The sequence below is a fragment of the Pseudoalteromonas sp. SR44-5 genome, from assembly GCF_014163675.1.
Classification (GTDB): domain Bacteria; phylum Pseudomonadota; class Gammaproteobacteria; order Enterobacterales; family Alteromonadaceae; genus Pseudoalteromonas; species Pseudoalteromonas rhizosphaerae.
This window is the reverse complement of record NZ_JACJDT010000057.1, coordinates 19,843-28,321: the sequence shown is the minus strand read 5'-3', so window position 1 is coordinate 28,321 and position 8,479 is coordinate 19,843. Positions and strand designations below refer to the sequence as shown.

Below are 8,479 nucleotides of genomic sequence, written 5' to 3'. Positions count from 1 at the left end.
AACGAGTCATTGCAAATTGAAAATAATCAGCACAAAAAGAGAAACTAACAACCGAAAATGAGCAAAGGACAAAGGAAAACGGAAAACGAGCAAAGAGCAACGAGCAACGAAAAAATAAAAGTGCCGTTAATTTAAGTCAAGCATATTTTTTTAATATAACTACAGTTGGTTAAGTTAGCCGTAGCTAAATCGACTTAAATTAAAAAGTGGTCTTTTAACTTGTAAAAATCGTTACTGGAAACAAAGGGATTAGACAAGACCTAGCCCTAGCGGTTTTCACACACCAATTTTAGCCTTCAAGTTCATCCTAATTTACTTCTCATTCTCTTCTCTTTGTGCAAAAGATCTTTAATTGAATTATTCACAAAAAAGGTTAAGAGGCGCTGCGCTTTAGAGGGCTATAAGCAAATGCTATGCTAATAACGTAAGGATTATTGCAGAGCACTGCTTATATTTCATATGCGCCTATTTTAAGTGCTGACGAATCCTTTTACCAAACAAATGTTTAAACTTAATTAAGTTAATAATGTGCCATAATTTAATATCAGAAAGATCACTCTCATCTAAAATCGAACCGTCACGATAAACCGCTACTCTAGTGGCTCTTTTACCCTCTATTGGCTCCCATGAAAGCACATTACCAAATTCACTTTCAATACCATCTCTGCTTTCAAGTAAATAGCTCAGACATGACTCATTTTGTTCAGCGTTGCCAAAGTCAATATAAAGCTCAGTCCGCACTTTATTACCTTGACAAAAATTTGCGCCATAGTTGATACCTGAGATACCTGAAGCAAATGAATACCAGTTTTGGGGTTGGCCAGCCTTAGCTGAAGTAAACTTGTGATCGTCTCGCAACTCATTAATTAAACCTTGAAAGTATTCGCGATACTTTTCAGATTTAGCACTTGTTTTTTGAACAGACTTATTTGCAGACTTGCTCTTTTGCCACTCGTTTGGAAATACAACTGGTTTTAGGTTAAACGCGGGTTTTGAGTCATCGATTTTAATAACTTCAACAACAACGGCAAAGAATTGAGTTTGATTGTCTGTTCTGTGGTTTAGCCAGTCTAAGGCTTGTCGATGCTCTTCACGAATTGTTTCAGCAACCCAAATTACAAATGAAGCATCAAAACCAGCTGCATATGTTAGCAACTTACCTAAGTGATCATGATCAGTTTGAGAAAACTGGTTTTCGATAATAACATTTTCAGCGGAACCAAGATCCCTAGCTAAGATATCAAGAGAAAAACTCCCCACACTAGCTTCTTCTTGAATCAACTCAAGCTCCAAACCGACTGCATTACCTAGTTCTTCAATATTTTCTGCTAACCACGGAGTAAAGTCTTGCGCTTCGTGCGCCCAAATATCTCGTAAGGGAACTTTCTTCAACTCACCAAACATATATTACTTCCTATTTATCCGACTGGCATAAAACGAGCCTGTAGAATTACTCGTTTTTAATTTATTTTTATTGATGGTTCAACCATAGCCCAGTTGCTATTTTGATTCAATCGACAACTGGCTTTCACGTAAAATATAAAAAAGAGGGCTTGGTGTTGTTTTAATTGGCATTTTTGCAGGTGTTTGAGTGGCTTATTTTAGGTGGTAAGTGCCTAGCCTTATCAGTACATCGTGATTACAGGAGGTGAACCGCCCACTGCACTTACTGTAAATAAAAAGCGCATATGGGTGATGTTGAAAGAGCTCAGGCTACCCGATTAGTGTAAGCTACATTTGCAACAAGAACTTACGTAAATCACGCTCTTGTCTCATTATGTGTAAAATAAAAATCTTATCATTGTCTATTTTGTAAAATATACGACAAGGATTAACTATCACTTCACGGTAATTCAGATTTGATAGTTCAATCGGTGTTTTCCCTGATTCAGGGAACTCTTCAAGGCGTTCAACTTTAGCAAAGATTTTCGCCACCAACTTTTTAGCTGACAGCAAGTTACTCAATGCAATATATTCAGCGATATCGTTTAGATTTTCCAGAGCAGGATTTGTCCAGATTATTTCAGCCATTTATTCATTTTCTCTTTAGCTTCAATATTAGACATAGTTTCTCCTCTACTTATTGCCTGCTCGCCTTTAGCTAACGCCTCAAGGATTTGCATACGTTTTTGCATGAATTCGAAGTCATCAACATCAACAAGATACGCTGACGGTTGCCCATGTTCGGTGATTAATACGGGCTCTTTAGTTAAATGCAGTTCAGATAATATTTTCGTCGCTTGGCGTTTCAATGTTGTTACTAACTCTACTCTCATAATAACCTCCACAAAAATGTATCACTATAGTAGCACTGAGTAAGCAATTTAGGAAACACAGCTAACGAGCATGTAGATTAAAATTAGACTAAAATAGACTGACATATTCGATTGATGAAACCAGCCCTCTTGAGTAGTGCCATGATGAAGTTAACCGATGAATGTCTCGGCTCTGGCATACTGCTTCGCTCTACCTTCTAAATCCATTTGGTCGTAGTGCCCCAGCGACCCCAAAAGGATATGGGAAAACCTGGCTGCGATAAAAGCGCCTCTATATGTGTTTGCCGTAAGCTACTTGCTTAACAGCCACATCGACAGACGAAGTAAACGAATTTGTTTATTGATTTAGAATTGACCGTCACTGAACAAAAACGGTCAAAAGGAATACTAGTGCCTATTGACAGAGTTAAGGCTCATATGTGTTATATGACTTAAAGTGAATCAAAAACATCTTTTTTCAAAAAGAACACTGCATCAACAATTGGAATATTTTCATATAAATCAATCACTTTTTTCATTTGCTCTTTATTAGTTCCAATGAAATATTTATTTGCTTGTGCATAAATCAACATACATAATTTAGTTGAGAAAGTAGCATCAAAAGTTCTACTTTTAATTGCATCTGGAGAGTAACTTATAAGTTGTGTGTTTGACACTGGAAATATTATTTTAGCATTAAATGAGTGTACTTCAGTAAAATTTTCTATTAGCAGTGGATTGTCACTACAAGGTAAGTTATTCCACACGCCATCGTTTATTTGATGGTACTTCCACTTGCTTAAATCATCATCTTTAAGAGTGAAATCGAAGGATATAAGTGGGAGTATGAAACATCTAAAGTAATGTCTAAACCCAGAATCAGATTTAAGCATTTCTTTGATGGTCTTGGTTTTTCCTACATAATTTTCATTTATGATCAATTTCTCTCCAAATTTACTTAGATCTAGAGAAGCCATATATTCATCGGCATAAGCATCAAAACAAGGTAAACGCCAAAACTGGAATGCGATGTACTGCTTAAGTAGTAAAATCCCCTCTTTTGAAATGATTTCATCATTAATTTCTCTGTTTCTAATCAATGAAACATACTCGCTAAACCTTGTTTCAATACATCCATACAATTTTTCTAGGTCATCAGTTAATTTACCCTTCATTTTAATTGTATTAAGATTCTTTTCAAACAAAACCGTTTTTGGAGTGTGCTTATCACTCTCAAACTTACAATATGTTTTATTGTAAACTTGAATACGTCCATTATCTGATGTAAAACCTAGAAGATAGAACTTAGGAATGTAGTGATGATTGACTGAATTCATTGTACCTCGTGGTCATACCAACGCTTTGTCAAGGGGCAAATGCGAATGTTGTTGGGCGAAGCCCAGTGAGTATTTGTCCCAGCCGCGCTTTTTGCGGTGAACTTAGGCAACTTGTTATAACTCATTTGCTACTTGCTTTACTAATGAAGTTGCTATTCTAGTTATACGAAATAGACGCCCGCCACTTTCATTGTAATCCGGGGTCAATAAACCAAGTTCACATAGTTTATCAAGGTCGTCATTTATGAAACGAGGCTCATCCATGACGATTTTACCACGAGATCCATCCATTATTTGGTAATCAGTGCCAGCATTGCAGTTAATTTCAAGAAACACACGGCCACCAGATTTATCAAATTGTTTTAAAATAGAAATAGCTTGATCGGAAAGACCTTCGTGCTTTGAAACTGCAGTTGCTATATCCTTAAATCCGTCAATTCGTGATGCGATATCTATAAGTGACTTATCAAGATCTGAAAGTTTATTCACGACTAAGTCATTACTTTGATTGAGAAGGTTTTTCAAGCTCAAACCTAGTAGATGATTTGAGTTAAGTTCATCAATAATGTCTTTATGTCGTTTTTTATCAAGCCATTCTACAAATTCTCTATATTCATCGTCAGAAGCGGCTCTGTTTTCAGATTTATAATTACAGATTAAGCCGACTATTGTGGCAAATGGGCTAAATACGTCCATGATACTCCCCTGAGTTATAAGAATTTTATAGTGCGCTAAGAGCGGATATTTTGCTCCGACCACACTCATAAGTATACTTTACACAGTTTTAACAAATTAGCTAAGATATTACTACCACTAAGTTTTCTATTATCTTTAAGTAGATCTAAATGGAACAATATACGCGCGTCGCTCATATCCTTGAATATGTGAGCAAACAACAGTTTGACCACTTAATTAGCTGTTATTTTTTCGGCAAACGCATTCGTGCAACCGTATTATCAGATAAAACATAATGGTGGAATAAGGCGGCGGCGGCATGTAATCCAATCAAGTAATAGCCAACTTCCCCAGCAGTTTCATGCAGCTCTTTGATGGTTTTAGCCAAGTCTAAATCTTTACTGGCCAATGGCGGTAGCTCTAGACCAAAAAACGGAATTGGTTTGCCTGCCGTGCTCAAAATTAACCATCCCGCAATAGGCATAGCAAACATGAACCCATACAAAATAACATGCACTAGTTTGGCCAGGTTATTTTGCCATTTAGCTGGTTCTGGTTTTATATCAGGAGCCGAGCCACCCACAACGCGAGCAATTAGCCTAACGCTTACTAAAGCTAAAACCGATAAACCAAGCATAAAATGCCACATTTTAAAGGCATCTCGGGTTGTAGTCCCTTTGTCGAATAATTCGCGCAGTTCAATGCTTGCGTAAACAGCGACAATCAATATGAACATCAGCCAATGCAAAGCAATGGAGAGCGTATTGTAATGAGTTGTCGTGTTTTTTAAATTCATAATGCCTCTCGAAAAATGAAACGTCTCAACCTAGCTCTTATGTTTTGAGAGCTTGAAGAGGTAACCTCTACCCTTGTACGTATTAAATACTCCACATACAGTAACCTATCGTTACTAAGTATTTAGTGATCTAAAACATAAAATTTGTATTTCAAAAATCATGTTTAAATATGGTTGGTTAAGCGTAAACAGTAAAACTTAAAATAAACTTAAGTGATTGGCATAAAAAAATAACAACCGTTGGTTACCTTTCGATAAGTATTTGCTAGTTAAACTAATAATTGAAAAAAAATTGAATTTACAACATTTTTTTACACTGTGGCTTTTGAATCAAACAATGCCAGTTCGAATCATGGCCAGCTTTTCAATACCGTGATCGGGCGTCCATCTTTTAAACTCAACAAAGTCATGCTTTTTATATAACTTAATAGCGGGCTCGTTAACTACTGCGGTTTCAACTATCGCTGTTGATGCTGTTTCAATAAAGTTAGTTAACGCATAGCGGATTAACTTATCGGCGATGCCTTTTCTAAAATGCTTTGGGTCAACCGTTAAGCTATTAATTTCTAATCGCTCATTGATAATTACCAGTTCAATAACCCCTGCAAGCTGAGTATCGTCATAAAATCCATAAAAAAGCGTTTGCGAATTGTGTATATCATTAACAGTGCGCGATAAAGGCGGAAAATTCTGCGTACCTATTAATTCAGCTTCTATTTTATAAGAGCGTTGAAAGGTGCTGAAAATTTGCTTTGCGACTGCCTCATTTGCATTATCTAACTTTGCAATCATTGACTGAAATCCCTGTTGTAGCATTTTTAGTTGTATAGACTGCAGATAATAACATTCAGCCCGTACCATCTTTATAATTATTATTAACTTATCAACGTGCCAAATTTTATAAAGTGTTTTTAAAAGAGCTAGTTGAAGGAGCTGATTTAAGCCTTTTACTCAATCAGTCCCTCCTAAACTACACACTTTACTGTTGTGATCCTTGTACACCGTAAATTGCAGGGCGCTTTAGCTGGGCACTTAAAGGTAAATAACACGCCAGTGCGCCAAGGCTAATTACAAACAATAAAGTCATGAATAACATACCAAGCTGCATAATTTGCGGTACTCCATCCGCAATCAGTTGTAGTGGTTGTTGTAAAGCCAGCAATAACGCAATACTGAGTATTATACCCGTTACGATTGCGCTGCCATTTTGCTTAAATACTAACAAAAACAATGCCAGTGGCTTTGCGCCAACACACAAATGAATACCAATTTCAGCACGCCTTAATAACACTGAGTAGCGCATAATACCTATCAAACCAATACTGGTTAAGGCAATAGTGGCAGCAATGATCATCAGCGTTGTCGCCGATACTACATATTGACGAAACAGTGCTGTATCGCGCTGTGCATTTAATGGCGCTAATTGATGAACTGATAAGCCTGAATCAATAGATTGTAATAAGGTGTTAAGCGTATTTTTTGTTAAGTGCTGAGCATTTTTAAACTCGATAATAAATGAATTATAACCAGCACGAGTCAAATAAGCTTTAGGCTCAAGCGACGTTTTCCCCGGTATAAGCATTGTTTTAACTATGCCTATTATTACTAAATCATTTTCGCGCCCTGAAGTTATATCAAAACTCAAATGCATGCCCAATGCATTACCATCATTTGATAATTTTTCTGCTAGTACATCATTAATAATAATAACATTCGCATTACTTTTAGTATCCTCGTTTGTAAAACCACGTCCTTGTAATACGGGTTGTTTAAGTAATGAAAAATACTGCTCATCAACTGATTTACCATAAGGTAATACGTTTTGATTGCTTGCTACCTCAACCAATGACCAAGTAATTAAATTATCGTTTATAGGTGATGATGAACGACTTACTTGCCTAACCTCTGGCAGTAAAGCAAGCTCGTTAGCTACTTGCTCTAATAGCTGATTTGCTTTGTCTCTATCAGCCGCTACATGGCTTGCTACATTAACCTTTAAACTCGTTAATTGCTCAAGTGGCAGTGTGAAAGCCTCGTCAATATTACTTTTATTAACGCTAAAAACTAAAAAGTTAATAAACAATAATGTACACGCTACAGCTACTTGAAAAGCGACCAAGCCTTGCCATACGCGCTTGCCCACCTGCACTGTCGTCCCTTTTCCTGCTGACTTTAAACTACTTATCAGTTGTTGGTAATTTACTATTCGCGTACATAAAAAAGCGAACAGCGTCGTTAATATTAAGCCGCTAACCAGTGTGATAAGGAATGATACTGCATTAATAGAAAGCTCATTGGCGCGCGGTAATATTGCCATGGCAAAATCGCTTAAGGTTGCTAAAAAAATCGCCGCTAACGCAAGGCCTATTATACTTGCTAAGGCTATTAACAAGGCAATCTCCAGCCAAAACTGTTTAAACAAAGTAAACCGTGTTGCGCCCAGCGCCGCACTCAGTGCTAATGTGTGTTTACGCGCTGCAGTTCTTACAATAAACACGTTACTAATGTTTACACAGGCAATAATAACCAACCCCGTTACAGCTAAAATGAGCCAATAAATATTCTGCGGTGTCTCTTTTAATATTACTGTTTGCAAGGTGTTTAGCTCAAGTTCGATATGCCAACCTGCAAAGAATGCTTCGGTCGTAATATGCTGTTGCCATACATCATCCACATACTGCGATAACCTTTTACTCGCCTGCTCAATGCTTACATCGCTTGGTAATTTAGCCACAAAATGGCTGCGCGAGTAACGGTTCCACCAAAATGGTTTAGCCTCTGCAGAGGTTAAATTATAATCCCACGGCAACCATACGTCAGTGACCTGCCCTGTTTTGATAAGTGCAGGCGATTTAAAGTTGGCTGCAGCCACACCTATAATTTTGAATTGCTGAGTGCCCACACTAAGTGTTTGACCTATTATGTTTTCTTTACTGGCAAAGTCATTTTGCCATGTTCGATAACTTATAACGGCAACGGGGTTAAAACTATCAAGAGCTTCGGTTTGCGTAAAACCTCGTCCTAAATGTAGCTTAATTGCAAACATTTCAAACCACTGAGGGGTAACAAATGAGGTGTTTACTATGGGTAAGCCCGCTACATCATCAAGGCGTTGTTCACCGTAATACACCAACGCAGCTTGCTCAAATAAGTTATGATTTTTATATAAATCAATCAGTGCAGGGTAATTAAAAGCGCGGGTATTAAGCGCCCCGGTTTGGTCTATTTGAGCATATTCAGCTTTTACTAACCGCATTTGCTCAGGGTATGGCAATGGTTTTAACAGCATAATATAGGCAAGTGTTAATACAGTAATTAATGCAGCTAAAACAATACTTAACGTCGCTACAACACTTAAACTGTAAACTTTATGATTAGTTATATTAAGTAATGCACTTTTTAAATTATAAGTCATT

Annotated in this window: 8 protein-coding genes; all 8 read right to left on the bottom strand. The window is 37.2% G+C overall.

Annotation, left to right across the window (positions count from 1 at the left end):
• Window positions 1-465: 465 nt before the first annotated feature.
• A complete protein-coding gene (locus H5154_RS20595) occupies window positions 466-1,404 on the bottom strand; it encodes a DUF4268 domain-containing protein (protein WP_182719475.1) in 939 nt (312 codons plus the stop codon).
• 327 nt (window positions 1,405-1,731) lie between these two features.
• Window positions 1,732-2,031 (bottom strand): type II toxin-antitoxin system RelE/ParE family toxin, encoded by a 300-nt coding sequence (locus tag H5154_RS20590; RefSeq protein ID WP_182719474.1) that lies wholly within the window; start codon window positions 2,029-2,031, stop codon window positions 1,732-1,734.
• A complete protein-coding gene (locus tag H5154_RS20585; RefSeq protein ID WP_145241243.1) occupies window positions 2,019-2,276 on the bottom strand; it encodes a type II toxin-antitoxin system Phd/YefM family antitoxin in 258 nt (85 codons plus the stop codon). The genes H5154_RS20590 and H5154_RS20585 overlap by 13 nt, the downstream gene beginning before the upstream one ends.
• Before the next feature lie 431 nt (window positions 2,277-2,707).
• The gene (locus tag H5154_RS20580; protein WP_182719473.1) at window positions 2,708-3,592 is read right to left on the bottom strand and encodes a DUF4238 domain-containing protein; all 885 of its coding nucleotides are present in this window, start codon (window positions 3,590-3,592) and stop codon (window positions 2,708-2,710) included.
• A 114-nt stretch (window positions 3,593-3,706) separates the two neighbouring features.
• Window positions 3,707-4,288, bottom strand: a complete 582-nt coding sequence (locus H5154_RS20575; protein WP_182719472.1) for a hypothetical protein — start codon at window positions 4,286-4,288, stop codon at window positions 3,707-3,709.
• Between the two features lie 223 nt (window positions 4,289-4,511).
• Entirely contained in the window at window positions 4,512-5,063 is a 552-nt protein-coding gene (locus tag H5154_RS20570; RefSeq protein ID WP_145235009.1) for a cytochrome b, read from the bottom strand.
• A 330-nt stretch (window positions 5,064-5,393) separates the two neighbouring features.
• On the bottom strand, window positions 5,394-5,855 hold the full coding sequence (locus H5154_RS20565) for a GNAT family N-acetyltransferase (protein ID WP_182719471.1): 462 nt from the start codon (window positions 5,853-5,855) through the stop codon (window positions 5,394-5,396).
• A gap of 187 nt (window positions 5,856-6,042) precedes the next feature.
• Window positions 6,043-8,478: an ABC transporter permease gene (locus H5154_RS20560; protein ID WP_182719470.1), complete on the bottom strand. Its 2,436-nt coding sequence runs from the start codon at window positions 8,476-8,478 to the stop codon at window positions 6,043-6,045.
• Window position 8,479 lies beyond the last annotated feature (1 nt).